The following is a 15,906-nucleotide window of genomic DNA, read 5'->3' on the forward strand; positions in this document are numbered from 1 at the left end:
TGCTGGTGATTGGTTCATGATCAGGAATGAAGATTTGTGACATGTTTATGGGAAAAGTTGCTGGTGATTGGTTCATGATCAGGAATGAAGATTTGTGACATGTTTATGGGAAAATATGATGGATGATCGTTGGATATGAAATTGAGGGCCATGATCATCCATTCGGCCACGATGCGTGCTTTTTTTCGGAAAACCTGCAATACGTCCGTCTCTTGGCGCTGAACAACGCGCCAAGAGACGGACCATGGTCCGCCCCCTGGATTTTTTTGCAAACGGCGCAAAAAAATCCAGGGAAAAGGGGGGCGAAGACCTGTCCGGTCACCAGCCCCCTGGACCCTGTTACCGGAATGGCCGAAACGATGATCAAAGCCAAATTGAGGAGGGTGAAACGGATATAAAAAAATACATAATCAAATAATTGTGGGCATTTGGATATCGCACAGGGTTCACTATTCAAGCGTGCATTTTTCCGTCTGACACAATCCATGTAGAGCCATGCTTTCCTGCATGGTCAACAGGGTGAATTGCATCGGGAGTCAAGCTTTGATGTCTGATGAATGGATGTCGGTATGATTTGCCATGCAAAACAGGTCATTGCTGCTGGTAATGCAATCAAAATGACGCAGTTTAAATGAATAAACATCGAAAGGATCGTACCGAAATGCAAACAGTTAACGGTTTTTTTTAGGCAGGGTTAGGGTTGATCCTGCATAAAGCGAACAACCCAAGCGTAACCAGGGAAGGTAACATGAGTAGTTATTGGGAGAATAGTCATGTCAATTTCCATCAACACCAACGTGGGAGCTTTGGCTGCACAGCAAAATTTGGGAGTCTCTTCAGCAAAACTTGCGAGAACCTTTGAAAGATTGTCGTCCGGCTTGCGGGTCAATTCATCCAGAGATGATGCTGCCGGTCTGGCGATTGCCTCGGGGCTGACATCGCAGATCCGCGGGTACAATATGGCCTCGCGGAATGCCAATGACAGCATTTCCCTGCTCCAGGTTGCGGAAGGGTCATTGGATGAAACGTCCAATGCCTTGCAACGGATGAGGGAGCTGGCTGTCCAGGCATCCAATGGTTTGTTGACCACAACAGATCGAGAAAATTTGAATGTGGAGTTTGCACAACTGCGCTCGGAAGTGGAACGCATCGGTTACAACACCAAGTATAACGGGATTTCACTTTTGCAGGGCCAGTACTCCATGCAGATTCAGGTTGGGGCCTTTGAAGGACAAATGGTGTCCATCGGTGTTTTCAGTGCGACGGCATCCTGTCTGTGTTCGGCAAAGGCATCCATTGGTGGTGACGGTTCGGCAGCCATGGCTGCGGTCACCCTGCTGGATGGTGCAATAACCAGTGTAGCCACCATGCGCGCCTCAATCGGTTCCCTGCAGAGCCGATTGGAGTCGGTGGTTGCGACATTGTCAGCCCAGGAACTGAACACCGAATCCGCCCGTTCCAGGATCATGGATGCGGATGTCGCAGGAGAAACATCGGCTTTGACACGCGATTCGATCTTGCAACAGGCTGCGGCATCCATTCTGGCACAGGCCAATCAATCACCCCAGGTGGCCATGACGTTATTGGGGAGATGATCATAAAAGATGATCTGCATGACTGAATGGAAGATCCATTTTTTCGAACTTCCATTCAGTCGCAGCTTCTTTTCAATGAACACGGACATGCAGTTTAGCGGCAGGGTTAGGGTTGGCCCTGCAAAAAGCGAGCAACCCATCAGTAACCAGGGAAGGTAATCAGTGACAAGAACGGGAGAAGAACCATGGCGATTTCCATCAACACCAACATTGGAGCACTGTCAGCACAGAAAAATCTGAGTACTGCTGCCGGAAGACTGTCCCAGTCGTTTGAAAGATTGTCCTCTGGTTTACGGGTCAATTCATCCAGGGACGATGCTGCAGGATTGGCGATTGCTTCCGGGTTGACGCTCCAGATTCGGGGGGCAAACACGGCGTCACGCAATGTCAACGATGTCATCTCGGTCCTTCAGATCGCCGAAGGTGCCCTGGATGAAACCACGAATGCCTTGCAAAGAATGCGGGAGCTGGCCGTCCAGGCGTCGTCCATGACCTTGACGACAACGGATCGCACAAGCCTGAATTCGGAATTTACCCAACTCCTGTCCGAAGTGGATCGGATCGGGAAAAATGTCCAATATAATGGAAGAAATCTCCTGACCGGATCATTCAATGCCGTCCAGATCCAGGTTGGGGTCTACAGTGGGCAGATTGTGTCTGCCACCATTCTGAGTGCCACGGCAACCGGGTTGTGTTCGGCCTTGGCAGGCATCACGGGTGATGGTTCCCAGGCCATGTCGGCCATCACGATTCTGGATAATGCCATCGCCAGCGTGTCCACCATCCGGGCTACCATCGGGTCATTGCAAAACCGGTTTGAATCCGTGGTGGCAACGTTGGCAAACCAGGTGGTCAATACCGAATCTGCCCGTTCCAGAATCATGGATGCAGACATTGCGGTGGAAACCTCAAACCTGACGCGCAATTCCATTCTCCAACAGGCCGCAGCCTCGATTCTGGCCCAGGCAAACCAGGCACCCCAGGTGGCGTTGACACTGCTCGGTGGTCGATAATTCATGACGCCTTGCCTGGCAGCATGATTTGAATAACAGGAATCTGTCACCATGGTCGTCGAACGGTTTTGCAAAGGACCTGAAATGACGGATTTGATGCAGGTGGAGCAGCAGTTCTCATCAGTTTGAATTCGTTGCAGGGAGGGTTTTTGTTCCTGTGCCGAGGATCATGCACCCCTGATGGGGTCGGATTGGATCAGATGGAATGGAATGTCGATATCTCGTTGAAGAAAAAGGAGGCTTCGGGTTGTGCGGAATTCGGATTCCCTGGCCATCGGGAGTCAAGATTGCAGTCTCAGGGGTGATCAGCATTCAATGATGCCGGTATAAGGGAGAAAGACCATGACATGATGATTGTCTTGGAAACCATGCGTTGGGCTGGAATCATGACGAATCCTGCATGAGTCGGTGCAGAAACGACCAGCCAGAACCGGCGGCGTATGGTACAAGTCCAAATAATCCGGTAATCGGAGGATTCGAAATGACCTTCGCCGTTGATAAAAGTTGGGCGGCCATCTTTGCCCAACGACAGATGGGTCGGTCATCCACTTCACAGAAAAAGCCTTTTCGACGCCTGGCGTCGGGAGCGCTGATCCATGAAGAGAGTGAGGATGACTCGGAGTATGACTTCCTGTCTGGAATGAATGTTCGTATTCGGGAGTTGAATCAGGCACTGCGCCATGTCAATGACGGAATTTCCCTGGCCCAGTTGGCCGGAGAAGGTTTGCGGGAAATGGAATCAGCCTTGAGTCAAATCCGCATCATGCTTGATCCCCAGGGGATTCTGGCTGACAAGCGGATGGATCTGGGTGACATCCAAATGAAAATCCGTACACTGATCGAGGAGATCGACCGGATTGCCCAGGAAACACAGGCCGTCGATGGCAGTCTGATTCAGGACAACGCCCGGATACACAGGTTCCAGGCCGGAAAAGAGGGTGCCATCCCGGTACCGGTTGCAGGGACCGGGGTGGGAACCAGGCTTGTCGATTCCGGACCGTTGAAAAAATCGACGGTCGGAATGGATGTGGAAAACATTGCGGGACGGGTGGAAAAAGCCATGAACAATGTGACCGACATCCGCTCGGATTTGCGCAATGTGCTGAACAAGTTTGAATTGGCGGTGGTTGGCATGAACACCATGGCAGAGAACGTGGCCGCCTCACGGGTGCGCAACCTGGATCTGCCGTCTGGAAATCAGGTAACCAGGCAGGTGCGCAATACCGTTCTGCAAGAGGCTGATACAGCCTTACGGGCGCAGGCCAACCATCCGGCGCGTGCCGTGTTGACCCTCCTGAATTAGGGGCAACCGGGCAGGTGATTCAGACGTTTCCCACCACGCCCCGGTGGGGATGGTGGAAAGCCGGATTTGTACAGGGGTGTCACCGAAAAACGGTGATGCCCCTGGCAAATCAGGTCACGAGAAATTCAATCAATCCAAATCCCGATACAACATAAAATGCCACCCCTCTGCCTTCGAAAAGGATGGCCGGTTTGGTCTGTGAGATGCACAAGAGCCGGTGACCATCCTGCTTGATGGCGGCCAGGGTTTGGGGCAGGTCGTTGGTCTGATAGCAGAGGTGATAGATCCGCTCCGTCGAACTTTGTAAAATCTGCTCCAGGGGACCGGTTTCGTCGGCTTTGGCAATGAGTTCCACGGCTGGCATGGCGGGATGCGTCGCCATGCAGAGTCGGACTTTTTGCAGGGGATCGTGAACTTCCGTTCCCAGGGTATAGCCCAGGTCGCGCAAAAATTTTTGGGCCCGTTCCTTTTTGGTCACGGCCAAACCGAAATGGTGGAATGTCAAACCATAGGCGCTCATACCGTCATTGTGTCACTGTTTGGGTAAAATTCCCAGTTCCTGAATTTTTTTGCGCAGGGTGTTGCGATTGATGCCCAGTATCTGGGCCGCCCTGACCTGATTGCCCCGGGTCTCCTGCAAAACCCGTTGCAACAGCGGCTCTTCGACCAGACGCAAAATGAATGCATACAGATTGGCCGGTGGCAAACCGTTCAGGGAGGCAAAAAACCGGTCGAGTTCCCTGTGGATGGCCAGTTGCAAAGGAACTTCCGGAAGATTGGCAGGCGGAAAAGCAGGGGATGCGGCAGCGTGGGGAGGGGTGGGGGATGCGGCAGAGTCTGGAGGCCAGGTCACAGGGGTGGAGGAGGGGAGTGCAGCCGTGTGCAGCGGGGTGGCGGCTTCGAACGTGTTGGCCGGCATATTCGGGTGTTTGGGTTTGGGCAGGTCGAGATGGCCGGGTTGAATCACCTCGTCCGGGACCAGAACCATCAGCCGGTGGATGAGATTTTCCAGTTCGCGCACATTGCCGGGCCAGGAGTGGGCCAGCAGACGATCCAGGGTATCCGGGGCAAGCCGCTTGCGGGAGAGTCCATGTTCCTTTGCCGCCCTGCCCAGAAAATAGTCGGCCAGACGGGGAATGTCTTCCCGACGGGAGCGCAGGGACGGCACATGAATGGGAATGACATTCAGACGGTAAAACAAATCTTCCCGGAAGCGTCCGGCACTGATGGCGGCGGGAAGATCCTGATGGGATGCGGCGATGATGCGCACATCGCTGTGCATGGTCTGGGTGCTGCCCACCTGTGAATAGGTGCCATCCTGGAGGACGCGGAGCAGGCGGGTCTGGGCCTCCATGGGCATGTCGCCGATTTCGTCCAGAAACAAAGATCCGCCACGGGCCTGCTCGAAGTGACCGGGACGCCGGGATATGGCACCTGTAAAAGCCCCTTTTTCGTGCCCGAACAATTCGCTCTCGATCAGACTGCGCGGAATGGCGGCCATGTTGATGGCCGTGAATGGATGATCGCGGCGGGGGCTGCTGGCATGAATGGCACGGGCGACCAGCTCCTTGCCGGTGCCGGATTCGCCGTGAATCAATACCGTCATTTCCGAATTGGCCAGACGCCCGATGATCCGAAACAGCTCCTGCATCGCCATGGATGAACCGATGATTCCCCCGAAGCGATCCGATTCGTTGTTTTCGCGATGCTCGGGTACCGGCTGGGAATGGGCCATGGCCCGGTTGACCAGATCCACCAGGGCATTGATGTCGAACGGTTTGGGCAGATATTCAAAGGCCCCGCGTTCAAAGGCCTGGACCGCATTACGCAGGGTGGATTGGGCCGTGATGACGATCACGGGCAGGGCCGGATGCCTGGCCCTGATGGTTTTGAGGAGATCCAATCCTGAACCGGAAGGCATGACGATATCGGTGATGATCAGGTCGGCTCCCGCGTGGTGCAGATGCTCCAGGAGTTTGTCGCCGCTTTCGAAACAATCGACGTGAAAGCCGGCGCGGACCAGGGCATGTTCCAGCACAAAACGGATCGAAGGGTCGTCATCGGCAACCAGAATGGTTTTGGTAGAACTGTCGTTCATGGGGTATGCCTCGTGGACGCGGTTCAGACGCGGTTTAGTTGGTTACGGGTAACAAAACCCGGAACAGGGTTTGTCCCGGATGACTTTTCACCTCCACCATGCCGTCATGATCGTTGATGATTTTTTGCACGATGGCCAATCCCAAACCGGTTCCCTGTTTGCGCGTGGTCACAAAGGGAAGAAAAATGCGGTTTTGCATCTCTTCCGGAATGCCCGGTCCATCATCGACAACTTCCACGGCGACATGATGCCCCCGTCGTCCCTGTGCCATGCGCACGGCATGGGCAAATCGGGTATGAATCCGTACCTGCCCCTGGGGTCCGGCGGCTTCCTGGGCATTTTTGACGAGGTTCAGGAACAGTTGGATCAACGCATCCCGGTCACCCCGGAGCAGGGGCAGGGAGGGGTCGTAGTCGCGCTGCGGTTGTGGCGGGTTTTTCTCTGCCAGGTCAAGAACATGATTCAATACTTCGTGAATGTTGATTTCCTGGGGTTGCAGGGGGTGATCTTCTGCCAGGCCCAGAAGGCGGTCCAACAGACGGGTGATGCGGTCCACCTCGGCCCGGATCAGTTGGGTATAATCACGGGTGGCGGGGTGGGTACATTCCAGCTCGACGAGTTGTGCGGCACCCCGGATGCCGGCCAGGGGATTTTTCACCTCGTGGGCCACGGTCATGACCATGGTACCCAAAGAATCCAGGGCCTCGTTGCGCCGTTGCCCGGCTTCCAGGCGTTCGACGGCACCAATCTCCTCCAGTTGCAGAATGGCCCCGATGATATCCCCGGTTGGGGTGCGCAATGGGCAGGCCGTCAGCGAGACGGTCAATTCCTGCATGGGGCCGAGATGGATGCGGGCATGGCGGAGTCGGCAGGGCATGGCCAATGTTTGGGCACGGGTCAGCAGGTCCAGGGCCAGGGGATGTCCAGGCAACAGGCGATCCAGAGGCTCTCCCAGCAACCGCTGCCGGGTCTTGCCCAACAATCGCTCCGTGGCACTGTTGACATGGCGCACCACCCCCTCCTGGTCCACGGCAATCAAGCCCAGATCAATCTGGTCACACAGTGTCGCGGGAGAAAAAAAAGAGTTCATGCAGCTCGATCCGTATGGGAGGCAAAAAAACGGTGTATGGCGGTGCGGGTGGCCGCCGCGTCCGCCGTATGGTTGATCTCCTGGCGAAAGGCGGCGCTGCCCGAAAGGCCCCGGCTGTACCAGGCCAGATGCTTGCGGGCCAGAAGATTGCCGGTGAGTGGACCATGAAATTCCAGAAGCGCCTCGAAATGGTCGAGGACAATTTGTTGGAGTTCGGCAAGGGTCGGACCGGGCAGGTGTGAACCGGTGTGCAGAAAATGCCTGATCTGACGGAATATCCAGGGTCGTCCCAGGGCACCCCGCCCGATCATCAGGGCATCGACACCGCTTGTGGCCAGACAATGGGCCGCCATTTCCGGGGTCGTGATGTCGCCATTGCCGATCACGGGGATGGTCAGGTGGCGTTTGATGGTGGCGATCTGTTGCCAGTCGGCCTGACCACTGTACATTTGTGCCCGGGTGCGGCCATGAATCGTCACCCAGTGAATGCCGCTGGCCTCGGCAATCCGGGCGATTTGCAGGCCGTTCAGGTGGTCGGCATCCCAGCCGAGGCGCGTTTTGACGGTCACGGGGACCGCAACGGCCCGGACCACTTTTTCCATGATCCGCCCGGCCAGGATTTCATCGCGCATGAGGGCTGCCCCGGCACCGTTTTTGACAATTTTGCGGACCGGACACCCCATGTTGATGTCGATCATGGCGGCCCCCAGATCGACGTGCATGCGGGCCACCGTGGCCATCACCTCCGGGTCCGCTCCGGCAATTTGCACGACAAGCGGGACATCCCTGTCCAAACAGGCTATCTTGCTGTGGCACCCCTTGACCTGCCGGATCATGGCTTGTGAGGCCACCATCTCCGAAATGGTCAGATCCGCGCCCGCTTGGTGGGCCAAAAGACGAAATGGCCCGTCCGTGATCCCGGCCATGGGGGCCAGGAGCAGCGGAGTGCCTCTTATATTGGCAAACCAGGGGGTGAGTGCATTTATATTGGGCATAAATGGTTGGCTCTTGTGCAAAATTTAATCATATCATGGATCCTGGGTGTAGGGGTCGCAAATATTATGCAATAAAAAAAAAGGGGGTTTGGGGCTTAAGCCCCAATAAAATCTTTCTTTCCAATTTTTTTTATCCGAGAGTTCATGGACAGCCTCTAAGGGTGGCAATTTTGGAGCGAGGTTTGACAAAAATGGCGGAAAATTATCACGCGGAGTTTGTCGTCGGTGCCGTGCAGGCGGCCCAGTTTCCGGCGGATAATTTGCCGGAAATCGCCTTTGTAGGGCGTTCCAATGTCGGCAAATCGACGTTGTTGAACCGGTTGGTGGGGCGGCACAAGCTGGCGCGGGTCAGTCGCACGCCTGGTTGCACCCGGGAGATCAATTTTTTTCGTGTTCAGGAGAAATGGTGGTTTGTGGATTTGCCGGGCTATGGGTATGCGCAGGTTCCCCGGCAGCGGCGCGGGGGGTGGCAACACACCATTGGTGCCTATCTGGAAGCCAGACGGGAAGTGCGCGCCGTGGTGGTGCTTCTGGATGCGCGGCGGGGGATGACCGATCTGGATCGGAACATGTTGACCTGGCTCCAGGAGTTGGGAATCGCCTGGCAGCCGGTGGTGACCAAGATGGATAAACTCTCCGGCAACAAACAGCGTCAGGCCATGACGGCACTGGCAACAGAATTGACCCGGATTGGTGGGTTTTCTTTGGGGTCTGTCGTGGCCTGCTCGGCCTTGACCGGTACGGGAATCGATACGTTGCGGGAACGATTGGCAGGCTTGTTGAATGATTGACAATGGAAAACGGGCCTTGAATTTCAACGCAATCCCGCAGCAAACAGTTTTTTTGCTGTTTGGCGGCGTTCATCCCTGTTGGATTGACTTTCGCCAGTCAGGTAAAAATGGCCGTGATGTTCTCCCCGGATATCGACCACTCCCCGTTCATACTGCCAGACAAGCCGTGGTACGGATGCCAGAATTTCGAGCAGTCCCATTCCAGCCTGAATTGGATCCCCACGTGCGGGCCAATTCATGACGATGACGGAACCAATACGGGACTCTTTTCGAATTTCGGCAAGAAATTCCAGGCTGATGGGTGTCGCGAGCAGCACCAGATGGTCCACTTTTCCTCCTGATTCGGCATGATCCATGGCAACCTGGGCGGCCATCAGACCGCCATGAGAGATGCCGATCAGGTTGAATTGCTCCCCTTGACCAACAAATTCACTCAAAGGGGATGCGACGCCATCCCGCATACGATTCTTAAGCACCAGGAAGGCATCCAGCAGGCCACCTTGTGACCATGAGTCATGGTTTACCATGCGCACATGTGTCATGCCGGTCTCTTCCATGGCGGTTACGAAATCGCGCAGATAATAACCTCTCATTCCGGATCCACCGAAAAAATAGGTCCCCTTGCGTTTGTCCGGGCGATCCTCATTTTGTGTTTCAGTGGAAAAAGAGGGTTGTGGTTTTTCTGCAAAGCAGGAGATGCCTGGCCAGTTGCAGGGACGCTGCAACCAGATGTTCGCCCACCCATGGCAGGTGATGTCCATGGCCAGGAGATGGATATAAAGTGTTCCTGCAACCAGTAAAGTCCGGCGACTGGTTTTTCCCAGGCAACCATGGGATGTGGCCAGGGCAATCAGGCTACCAGAGATTACCAACAGGCTCATGCCCCAATTCCAGGCCATGGCGTCCTGAACACCGAATCCATTGTCTGCTCCCCGCCGTGCCAAGGAAAAAGGGATATGCAGCACCTTGAGAAAAGGCAGGAGGATGGCAGTCATCAAGAACGCCCAGCCCAGGAATTTGCTGGCAGGGAATCCGCGTATTCTGTTCATCATGGTTGCCGGCCTTCTGACAGCCTGATCATAAACTCCGGATTGTTTTGTTGTGCCTTCAGTATCTGATACTTTGCTGCATGAAGACCACCATTCATCAGGAAAAGATTCAGAAACAGAACACAACACACCAACATCCCATGGCGCACCCAGGAGATGAACTTTCTTCGCAGACAAAGCCAGGCCACCAACAGGGAAACCGCTGCCAACACGGTTGCATAGAGGGACATGATGAGGATCATCCCGACCGCATCAACAAGCAAAAAAGTGGCGTAAATCCCTTTTTGCGTCATGACACTGATCAAAAAAACGCTGCCTGACAGCAGGAAAAGAGGGGCCGCTGCCATGGCCATCCAGCCGGTTGTCCGCCAGAGAGTTGTCAGAATGGGGAGTGCCTGCCTTGTTTCAATCATCTCAGTTCATATTCGTATTTGCTGGTATGAGGTCAGCAAATTCTGGGCAGGAGTTCGCCGCCGGGCAGATCCACCATGCGTTGCCCGCCAATCGCGGTTTCCAGGATGACCCGACCGGAGTGGCTCGTCACGAGGCCGATTTCTTTTGCATCTGCGCCTTCCGGCAAGGCATGCCATCGATCCAGAACATGTCCGGCTGCGTTTTCGGCACAAACAAGCACCAGACACCCTTCCGAGGCCACATGCAGCAGATCCAGTCCCAACATTTCGGCCAAAGCCCTGGTGGCCGGGGCGAAGGGGAGGTTGTTTTCGCGGATCTGCATGCCAAAACTCTGACCGAGGACCATTTCGTTCAGGACGGCGGCCACGCCACCCCGGGTCGGGTCGCGCATGAAGTGGATGGCGTTGGCCAGGGGTTGCAGGGTTTGCACCAGGCGGTGAACGGGACGGGAGTCGCTGACCGGGCCGTTTTGGATCTGGAACGCTTCCCGGGCCGCCAGCACGGCCGCCCCATGGTCGCCCAGCGTGCCGCTGACCAGGATGCGATCCCCGGGGACGATGCGGTCAAGACCCAGGGAATATCCGGGAATCGCTTCGCCAATGCCGGCTGTATTGATATACAGGCCATCACATTGACCACGCCGGACCACTTTGGTGTCACCGGTTGCCACGAGTACGTGACATTGATCGGCGGCCAGTTTGATGGCGTCCAATACCTTGCGCAGGGTGGAGAGGGGCAACCCCTCTTCCAGAATCAGGCCAAGGGAGAGCCAGCGGGGAGTGGAACCGGCCACGGCCAGATCGTTGACGGTGCCATGGACGGCCAGATCGCCGATATTACCGCCAGGAAATTCCAGGGGTTGGACCACGAAACTGTCGGTTGAAAAGCAGATGTGTCGGTTTTCCAGGTGCAGGGTTGCGGCATCGGGGAGGGTGCGCAAGGGTCCTGAACCAAAACGGGAGAGAATTTCCTGGGTGATCAATTGTTGGGAAAGCCGTCCACCGCCACCATGGCTCAACAGGATACGGTCACTCATGGTTCGTAACCTGATGACAAATATGTTGAATGATTCAGGCCGCGCCCTTGAAAAACGTTCGAAAAACTGGGATGGAGGTCCAGAAGGAAGGGCTGTGCCCTTCCTCTTGGCGGGGTTTGGGGCGGAGCCCCAACAGAGTCTTTCCTGCCAAATTTTTTATTTGGAAGGGTTCTGTTCAGGTCATGCCCTTGAAAAACGTTCGAAAAACTGGGATGGAGGTCCAGGAGGAAGGGCTGTGCCCTTCCTCTTGGCGGGGTTTGGGGCGGAGCCCCAACAGAGTCTTTCCTGCCAAATTTTTTATTTGGAAGGGTTCCGTTCAGGCCGCGCCCTTGAAAAACGTTCGAAAAACTGGGATGGAGGTCCAGGAGGAAGGGCTGTGCCCTTCCTCTTGGCGGGGTTTGGGGCGGAGCCCCAACAAAGTTCTTCATGTCAAATCCTTTTTTTGGAAGGGTTCTGCATGGTTACGAATATTTATACGCAGCGGCACAACTTCCCTCGGAGCTGACCATGCAGGGACCCAGCGGTTGATCGGGCAGGCAGGCCACCCCGAACAGGGAACACTGGGCGGGGTGTATTTTGCCTTTGAGGACCTCTCCGCATTGGCAATGGGGATTGTTGCGCCCTGGTTGTACGACAAGGTTGTGGCGTTGCTGCGCGTCAAACCAACTGAACTCCTGACGCAGGACCAGACCACTGGCCGGGATGGTTCCCAGCCCGCGCCAGGAGGCAGCGGTTGGTTGCAGATAATGGTCGATGATGCGCTGGGCGTGCGGATTGCCGGCGGCCTTGACAACGCGGCTGTACTGGTTTTCCACATGTGGATTTTTGGTGACCAGTTGTTGCACGAGGCCATCCAGACCATAGAGAATGTCCAGGGGTTCAAACCCGGCCACCACGCAGGCAATGCCCTGTTTTGCGGCGTAGGGTTGATAGGCATCGGCACCGATGATGGCGCTGACATGGGCTGGACAGAGTAACCCGTCGATCCGGATTTCGGGATCGGCAATCAGGGCGGAGAGGGCAGGCGGCACCAGTTTGAAGGCGGTCAACAGGGAGAGATTGGCAACCTTTTGCCGGATTGCCGTATCCAGCATGGCCATGACCGGGGCGATGGTGGTTTCAAAGCCAACGGCCAGAAAGACAACTTCCGAGGCAGGATTTTTTTGTGCCAGTTCAACAGCCTGCATCGGGGAGTAACAGGTGTGGATTTGTCCCCCTGCGGCCCGGGTGCGGGCCAGTGTGGTGCGTGAGCCTGGGACCCGGACCATGTCGCCGAAGGTGGCCACGATCACGCCCCGACCGGCCAGATCGATGGCCGCATCGATATAGCCCGGATCCGTCACACATACCGGGCAGCCCGGCCCGCTGACGAGCGCCACGGACTCCGGCAGAAAACCGCGAATGCCAAAGCGGGCGATGGCCATGGTATGACTGCCACACACCTCCATCAGTTGGACCTTGCGACCCTCTCTGGCCAGGGTTTGGCCATGGTTGTGCAGGCGTTTCCGGAAGGGAGCGGCGGCGGCCAGCCGACGAAAACCATCGATGTAGTTCACGACTCACCCGTGCCCGGTTGCAAAGGGGCCACCAAGGCCACTTCCTGACCGCTCTCCCGGCGATAGACTTCGGCCAGGGAGTCGAACAGTGCCAGGCGGGCATCGGCTTCAACCGTGTCCAGTTTTTCGATGGCATATCCCGCATGGACGATGACGTAATCGCCAATGGACGGGTTTTCGACCAGCATCAAGCCGACCGGGTACCGGATACCATCCAGGTCCACCGTTCCAGTCAGCCCGTCTTCTTCGATGGCAATGATTTTCATGGGAATGGCAAGACACATGGCCTTCTTTCCACCGGCAAATGAGGCTTCGATCATTATCAAAGATCAAGTTATCTTCCCGGGAAGTCATGAGCAAGGTCCAAAAAATGGCCTCTTGACTTTTTATTGACTTTCGGCAATATGGTGAACTGACGGTATTTTACAATCGAGTCATGGATTTTATCTTCCGACAGACTTCCGGGACTGGTCCAATCAGAGAAAAGGTCATGAAGTATTTTACGAAGGCTGTGGGATATTTTCTTGAAATATTTCTGGCCATCCTGTGGTTGGCAGGGTGTCAAACCGTCCGATATGACATGTCCCCCCCATCGACAGAGGGGGGGAGAACCTGCGTGACGCAGTGTGCTGCCATACGCGAAACCTGCCGGGGCAACGAAATCATGCGTGCCGGCAATGAGCGGGAAGCGTGTGAACACCAGGCAAAACAAAATTTGCGTTCCTGTCTGCACTCTGCCGACAGCCAGGAAAAAAAGGACAAGTGTGCCAAGAAAAAAGTTTACTGCCGGAGCTATGAGAACAGCGATCGCTGCGACTTTGAATATCGGACCTGTTACAGGCAGTGCGGTGGCACGGTCATCAAAATCGTCGAGTGATTTTCCTGATCGTCGAGTAATTTTCCTGCGAGTGGTTTTTTTCTGCGGCGAGTAAAGATCAAGCTGCATTCTGGATTGAGACCACCAGACGCTTGCCGACCACAGCCAGGGCGCGTTCCAGCAGGGGCAGTTTGGTCCCATATTTTGGGTCGAGAATGCGTCGTGCCTCTTTTTCGTCAACGCCAAGTCTTTTGGCCAATTCCACTTTGGAAATACCAGCATCCATGACCGCCTGGTGGATAGCCGCTTTCATGGCCGTTTGAGCGGGAACCGCGACCAGGAACTCTCCCTTTTCGAGAGGAGTTGGGATTGGCAATGGTTCCTTGTGGCAGATACGCCCGGCGAAAGCCTCTTCCAGGCAGTCTGCTGCCTCGGACAAGGCTTCATCGAAACTTTCCCCCTGGGTAATGGCCTCGGGAACATCACGAAACGTGACCACAAATCCACCAGCCTCTGTGTCTGGAGTCAAAGTGACTGGATAGGTGTATTGTTCCATTTGCTTTCCTCTCAAATGTCGTCACGAGTCAAGCCAAGTTGCCTCAGCATGCCGGTCAGTGTCCCGGATTTCAATTCATCGAACAGGTTGCGTATGGTTGTGCGCCTGGCTCCGAGATACAACAAACTGTGAGATCCTTTGCCACGTTTTTGGACCAGCGTCACAGTCAGGGCATTTTTTTTACCGTACCTGCGAATTTTTTTGATGAATTCGTTGCCGTTCATGAGGGCTATTATCGGACGTTATCGACCGACAGTCAACTGAGAAACCATGGTCTGTACTGGATATGGTCAAGATCGTTAGTGGTGACCGACATTGACCTACTCGCATGGTGTGGCGTAAATTTTCTCTGACACGGCGATCTTGCCATGGATGGAGAAAAACATGCTGTCCTTGGAAACTTTTTGTTGCCAGAATTCAAATTATCCTCACATGGGGGTCTAAGGAAAGGGAAACATCAAATCGTTACGGCCACGGCGTTGCCCAGGACCATATTAAAGCTCATATGTGGTTAAATCTGAGCGCGTCGAATGGGGACCAAGGTGCTGTCGTTGCGCGTGATGCCCTTTCTAAAGAAATGACCCAAAACCAGATTGATAAAGCCCAAAAACTGGCAAGAGATTGGCGACCATCTTCGGGAGAGTGAATTTAGCAAGTTGTCGCTTACAGGATTTTTCATCCAGGGAAGAGAGCGAGCCATGACCGAGTCAACCACGAGAGCAGATCCAGGGTAGCCTGGAGCTTATTACATGGTTCAAATTTTGGAGTCCGACTATCTGTCGGAAAACTTGCGCGATCGCTTTACCCCCACCACACGACGCCCGGGGGGGGTGGTCGCATGAAGGTCACGGGTTGTCCTTTTGTCGCGTCTTGTGTCGGTGTGGCCGCGAACCGCTTCTCTTCGGCCTCCAGCAGCGCCATGCGGGCCAGATAGGTGCCGATCTGCATGCACCACTGACGTTTGATGGCGGGCAGCTCCGCGCCTGCCAACTGGCGCAGCTCGTTCTGGAGCAGATCCAGTTCGGTCACGATCCCGTCCCCGAGTTCCATCACGACCCGCGTCGGGACGCCGTTCGGTTCCTGGTGGACGGTATGACTCACGATGCCACGCCACCTTTTTTTCTCTTTTTTCCTGGGATGCATTCCCTCTCTCCCGTTCTCCTCGATTCTCCTTGTTCCAGCCTGCTTTTCCCTCGTATGGGCTTTTGGATCGCTCCTTCTCACCCTTTTTTTCACCGGAGGGTCCCTGATGCCAGACGCCACCCTTCAGCCACCCCTGGTTTTTATTCTCTGGCACCTGAGTGGTATTTTCGGGGCGTGGGGCCTTGGATTGCCAGGATTTTTCCGGTGCCTGACCGGTGCTGTCGGAGCGTGGGGATCTGGATTGCCAGGATTTTTCTGGTGCGCGACCGGTGTTGTCGGAGCGCGGGGTCCTGGATTGCCAGGATTTTTCAGGTGCCCGACCGGTACTGTCGGAGCGCGGGGATCTGGATTGCCAGGATTTTTCCGGTGCGCGACCGGTGCTGTCGGAGCGCGGGGATCTGGATTGCCAGGATTTTTCTGGTGCGCGACCGGTGCTGTCGGAGCGCGGGG

The 15,906-nt window shown here is 55.4% G+C and carries 18 protein-coding genes; 6 read left to right on the forward strand and 12 right to left on the reverse strand.

Annotated elements, in window-relative coordinates; genetic code table 11:
* Positions 1-773: 773 nt before the first annotated feature.
* From HQL65_16630 to HQL65_16640, 3 genes are all read left to right on the forward strand, one after another.
* Complete coding sequence (locus tag HQL65_16630; GenBank protein ID MBF0137858.1) at positions 774-1,595, forward strand: flagellin FliC; 822 nt, start codon at positions 774-776, stop codon at positions 1,593-1,595.
* Positions 1,596-1,780: 185 nt separating this feature from the next.
* On the forward strand, positions 1,781-2,608 hold the full coding sequence (locus tag HQL65_16635) for a flagellin FliC (GenBank protein MBF0137859.1): 828 nt from the start codon (positions 1,781-1,783) through the stop codon (positions 2,606-2,608).
* 481 nt (positions 2,609-3,089) lie between these two features.
* Positions 3,090-3,911 carry a hypothetical protein gene (locus HQL65_16640; protein ID MBF0137860.1) on the forward strand — a complete coding sequence of 274 codons (822 nt, stop codon included), beginning with the start codon at positions 3,090-3,092 and terminating at the stop codon, positions 3,909-3,911.
* Between the two features lie 109 nt (positions 3,912-4,020).
* Here the strand turns inward: HQL65_16640 and HQL65_16645 are convergent, their stop codons facing one another.
* Genes HQL65_16645 through dusB form a run of 4 tightly spaced genes read right to left on the reverse strand, consistent with a single transcriptional unit; the run spans position 4,021 to position 8,094 of the window.
* On the reverse strand, positions 4,021-4,431 hold the full coding sequence (locus HQL65_16645; protein MBF0137861.1) for a VOC family protein: 411 nt from the start codon (positions 4,429-4,431) through the stop codon (positions 4,021-4,023).
* Positions 4,432-4,443: 12 nt separating this feature from the next.
* The gene (gene ntrC / locus HQL65_16650) at positions 4,444-6,009 is read right to left on the reverse strand and encodes a nitrogen regulation protein NR(I) (GenBank protein MBF0137862.1); all 1,566 of its coding nucleotides are present in this window, start codon (positions 6,007-6,009) and stop codon (positions 4,444-4,446) included.
* Between the two features lie 34 nt (positions 6,010-6,043).
* The gene (locus HQL65_16655; protein ID MBF0137863.1) at positions 6,044-7,099 is read right to left on the reverse strand and encodes a PAS domain-containing protein; all 1,056 of its coding nucleotides are present in this window, start codon (positions 7,097-7,099) and stop codon (positions 6,044-6,046) included.
* Positions 7,096-8,094 (reverse strand): tRNA dihydrouridine synthase DusB, encoded by a 999-nt coding sequence (gene dusB / locus HQL65_16660; protein MBF0137864.1) that lies wholly within the window; start codon positions 8,092-8,094, stop codon positions 7,096-7,098. The genes HQL65_16655 and dusB overlap by 4 nt, the downstream gene beginning before the upstream one ends.
* Before the next feature lie 191 nt (positions 8,095-8,285).
* Here dusB and HQL65_16665 point away from each other — a divergent pair, with 191 nt between their 5' ends.
* Positions 8,286-8,885, forward strand: coding sequence for a YihA family ribosome biogenesis GTP-binding protein (locus tag HQL65_16665; GenBank protein MBF0137865.1), 600 nt, complete (start codon positions 8,286-8,288; stop codon positions 8,883-8,885).
* Between the two features lie 23 nt (positions 8,886-8,908).
* Here the strand turns inward: HQL65_16665 and HQL65_16670 are convergent, their stop codons facing one another.
* The 5 genes from HQL65_16670 to HQL65_16690 all read right to left on the reverse strand — a co-directional run bounded on the left by HQL65_16670 (position 8,909) and on the right by HQL65_16690 (position 13,224).
* Positions 8,909-9,880, reverse strand: coding sequence for a hypothetical protein (locus HQL65_16670; protein MBF0137866.1), 972 nt, complete (start codon positions 9,878-9,880; stop codon positions 8,909-8,911).
* Between the two features lie 53 nt (positions 9,881-9,933).
* Entirely contained in the window at positions 9,934-10,347 is a 414-nt protein-coding gene (locus HQL65_16675) for a hypothetical protein (GenBank protein MBF0137867.1), read from the reverse strand.
* A gap of 32 nt (positions 10,348-10,379) precedes the next feature.
* On the reverse strand, positions 10,380-11,384 hold the full coding sequence (gene hypE / locus HQL65_16680; GenBank protein ID MBF0137868.1) for a hydrogenase expression/formation protein HypE: 1,005 nt from the start codon (positions 11,382-11,384) through the stop codon (positions 10,380-10,382).
* Positions 11,385-11,845: 461 nt separating this feature from the next.
* Positions 11,846-12,931, reverse strand: coding sequence for a hydrogenase formation protein HypD (hypD, locus tag HQL65_16685; GenBank protein ID MBF0137869.1), 1,086 nt, complete (start codon positions 12,929-12,931; stop codon positions 11,846-11,848).
* Positions 12,932-12,936: 5 nt separating this feature from the next.
* The gene (locus HQL65_16690; GenBank protein ID MBF0137870.1) at positions 12,937-13,224 is read right to left on the reverse strand and encodes a HypC/HybG/HupF family hydrogenase formation chaperone; all 288 of its coding nucleotides are present in this window, start codon (positions 13,222-13,224) and stop codon (positions 12,937-12,939) included.
* 206 nt (positions 13,225-13,430) lie between these two features.
* Here HQL65_16690 and HQL65_16695 point away from each other — a divergent pair, with 206 nt between their 5' ends.
* The gene (locus HQL65_16695) at positions 13,431-13,817 is read left to right on the forward strand and encodes a hypothetical protein (GenBank protein MBF0137871.1); all 387 of its coding nucleotides are present in this window, start codon (positions 13,431-13,433) and stop codon (positions 13,815-13,817) included.
* Between the two features lie 58 nt (positions 13,818-13,875).
* Here the strand turns inward: HQL65_16695 and HQL65_16700 are convergent, their stop codons facing one another.
* From HQL65_16700 to HQL65_16710, 3 genes are all read right to left on the reverse strand, one after another.
* Complete coding sequence (locus HQL65_16700) at positions 13,876-14,313, reverse strand: type II toxin-antitoxin system HicB family antitoxin (protein MBF0137872.1); 438 nt, start codon at positions 14,311-14,313, stop codon at positions 13,876-13,878.
* 11 nt (positions 14,314-14,324) lie between these two features.
* Positions 14,325-14,537 (reverse strand): type II toxin-antitoxin system HicA family toxin, encoded by a 213-nt coding sequence (locus HQL65_16705; GenBank protein ID MBF0137873.1) that lies wholly within the window; start codon positions 14,535-14,537, stop codon positions 14,325-14,327.
* A gap of 577 nt (positions 14,538-15,114) precedes the next feature.
* Complete coding sequence (locus tag HQL65_16710; GenBank protein ID MBF0137874.1) at positions 15,115-15,456, reverse strand: hypothetical protein; 342 nt, start codon at positions 15,454-15,456, stop codon at positions 15,115-15,117.
* A gap of 215 nt (positions 15,457-15,671) precedes the next feature.
* Between HQL65_16710 and HQL65_16715 the strand changes: the two genes are divergently transcribed.
* Positions 15,672-15,906: hypothetical protein (locus HQL65_16715; GenBank protein ID MBF0137875.1), on the forward strand; the 235-nt coding region annotated here is incomplete at its 3' end.

This window comes from Magnetococcales bacterium (genome assembly GCA_015228935.1).
GTDB lineage: Bacteria > Pseudomonadota > Magnetococcia > Magnetococcales > DC0425bin3 > HA3dbin3.

Coding starts and splice junctions, on each gene's coding strand:
- HQL65_16630 (MBF0137858.1), top strand. CDS start 774: ATGTCAATTTCCATCAACACCAACGTGGGAGCTTTGGCTGCACAGCAA.
- HQL65_16635 (MBF0137859.1), top strand. CDS start 1,781: ATGGCGATTTCCATCAACACCAACATTGGAGCACTGTCAGCACAGAAA.
- HQL65_16640 (MBF0137860.1), top strand. CDS start 3,090: ATGACCTTCGCCGTTGATAAAAGTTGGGCGGCCATCTTTGCCCAACGA.
- HQL65_16645 (MBF0137861.1), bottom strand. CDS start 4,431: ATGAGCGCCTATGGTTTGACATTCCACCATTTCGGTTTGGCCGTGACC.
- ntrC (MBF0137862.1), bottom strand. CDS start 6,009: ATGAACGACAGTTCTACCAAAACCATTCTGGTTGCCGATGACGACCCT.
- HQL65_16655 (MBF0137863.1), bottom strand. CDS start 7,099: ATGAACTCTTTTTTTTCTCCCGCGACACTGTGTGACCAGATTGATCTG.
- dusB (MBF0137864.1), bottom strand. CDS start 8,094: ATGCCCAATATAAATGCACTCACCCCCTGGTTTGCCAATATAAGAGGC.
- HQL65_16665 (MBF0137865.1), top strand. CDS start 8,286: ATGGCGGAAAATTATCACGCGGAGTTTGTCGTCGGTGCCGTGCAGGCG.
- HQL65_16670 (MBF0137866.1), bottom strand. CDS start 9,880: ATGACTGCCATCCTCCTGCCTTTTCTCAAGGTGCTGCATATCCCTTTT.
- HQL65_16675 (MBF0137867.1), bottom strand. CDS start 10,347: ATGATTGAAACAAGGCAGGCACTCCCCATTCTGACAACTCTCTGGCGG.
- hypE (MBF0137868.1), bottom strand. CDS start 11,384: ATGAGTGACCGTATCCTGTTGAGCCATGGTGGCGGTGGACGGCTTTCC.
- HQL65_16690 (MBF0137870.1), bottom strand. CDS start 13,224: ATGTGTCTTGCCATTCCCATGAAAATCATTGCCATCGAAGAAGACGGG.
- HQL65_16695 (MBF0137871.1), top strand. CDS start 13,431: ATGAAGTATTTTACGAAGGCTGTGGGATATTTTCTTGAAATATTTCTG.
- HQL65_16700 (MBF0137872.1), bottom strand. CDS start 14,313: ATGGAACAATACACCTATCCAGTCACTTTGACTCCAGACACAGAGGCT.
- HQL65_16705 (MBF0137873.1), bottom strand. CDS start 14,537: ATGAACGGCAACGAATTCATCAAAAAAATTCGCAGGTACGGTAAAAAA.
- HQL65_16710 (MBF0137874.1), bottom strand. CDS start 15,456: ATGCATCCCAGGAAAAAAGAGAAAAAAAGGTGGCGTGGCATCGTGAGT.